At 33.7% G+C, this 312-nt stretch carries 1 protein-coding gene; it reads left to right on the top strand.

Going from position 1 to position 312, the window contains the following annotated elements; translation table 11 throughout:
• Positions 1-16: 16 nt before the first annotated feature.
• On the top strand, positions 17-312 hold a 296-nt coding region (locus tag BKH42_RS09275; protein WP_219349873.1), incomplete at its 3' end, for a hypothetical protein.

Here is a 312-nt window from a genome sequence, read left to right as displayed (position 1 = left end):
TTCTGGAAGAATTGCTATGATGGCATCAGAACAAGAAGGAGATGGAGGATTTATCATTGATGTCAATGGCAAGGTAGAGATCTCTAAACCCAAAGAAGCTTATGAAGCTTACAAACAAGAACAACAAGCAATCAAACAACAAAACAGTAATGATTTATCTGATGATGACAATTCAAATATAAATCAAAATAACAATCAACCAATGATGGGTAACACTGAAGGGATTGAAGATTCTAATGATCAAACAACTAGCAATAATCAAAACTCAAATTCCCATAAAACCACTGATACATTCACTCCTACTTTCATTCC

The organism is Helicobacter sp. 13S00482-2, from assembly GCF_002272795.1.
Classification (GTDB): domain Bacteria; phylum Campylobacterota; class Campylobacteria; order Campylobacterales; family Helicobacteraceae; genus Helicobacter_J.
This window is presented reverse-complemented; position numbering and strand designations above follow the sequence as displayed.